The organism is Streptomyces cucumeris (genome assembly GCF_024295805.1).
In the GTDB taxonomy this organism is placed as follows: domain Bacteria; phylum Actinomycetota; class Actinomycetes; order Streptomycetales; family Streptomycetaceae; genus Streptomyces; species Streptomyces cucumeris.
Map to the genome: position 1 here is coordinate 1 of NZ_JANCLX010000092.1, position 994 is coordinate 994.

Below are 994 nucleotides of genomic sequence, written 5' to 3' on the forward strand. Positions count from 1 at the left end.
ATCGCATGACGCAGAAGGACGCCATGGAGGGTGGGGCGGCCGAGCGCATACCCGCTCATGCGCAGCCGTCGGATGTGATTCCTGGTTCGCCGGGGACGGTTGAGGCTCTGGCGGTCAAGCTTCGTGCGTATGCGGGGGCGTTCAAGGACGGTGAGGACAAGCTCAGCGATCTGTCCTTGATGAACTGGACCGGTGCGGCGAATGAGGGTTTCAAGACCGCCACCAGCAAACTGCCGCAGCATCTGGAGGCGGCGCAGAAGTACTTCACCTCGGCTGCTGGTGCGCTGGATGATTACGCGGACAAGTTGCGGTCGGTGCAGAAGAAGGTCAAGCCGGTCATCGAGGACGCGGATGAGGCCCGCGCGGTTTCCAAGCACTATTGGGAGCGGGTGACGAAGTACAACGAGGCCGTCGACCGCAAGGATGAGACGCTGCCCGAGCGCCCGCCGGAGGACGACCCGGGGCTGAGCGCGCTCAATGCGTGCTACAAGCGGCTGGACAAGCTGGAGGAAGAGCTCCGTCTTGTGGTCACCGCGTCGAAGAAGAAGATCGACACCGCCGCGAAGGACGCCCCCGACACACCCCCGGCCAAGTCGAACTGGGAATCGTTCAAGTCAGGTCTTGGCAGCTTCTTCGGCGGCGCGGGTGACACCGTCTACGGCTGGTACGAGGGCATCGAGGACCTGGTCGAGGGCGGTGTCGGGGGCGCGGGTCTGCAGCTTGCGGGCATGGTCGACGGCGCCGCCTATGCGGTGGACCATCCCAAGGAGTTCGCCAAGGCGGCCCTGAACTGGGAGGAGTGGCAGCGCAATCCCGCCCGCGCCGCCGGACAGCTCACCCCCGATCTCCTCCTGGCCCTGGCCGGCGGCGCCGGAGCCGCCCGCCGCGGCGCCGCCACCCTCAAAAGCGCCGCGCAGCGTCTGATGAACCGCGAACGGGCGCTGAGCCGCGATGGAAGCGCGCGCACGCATAGTGATGAGAATCCGGGTCAGAG

General features: G+C 66.5%; 1 protein-coding gene. It reads left to right on the forward strand.

The window, feature by feature from the left end; genetic code table 11:
• The coding region (locus tag NMK44_RS41870) for a putative T7SS-secreted protein (protein WP_374215426.1) at positions 1–994 on the forward strand (994 nt) is incomplete at both ends.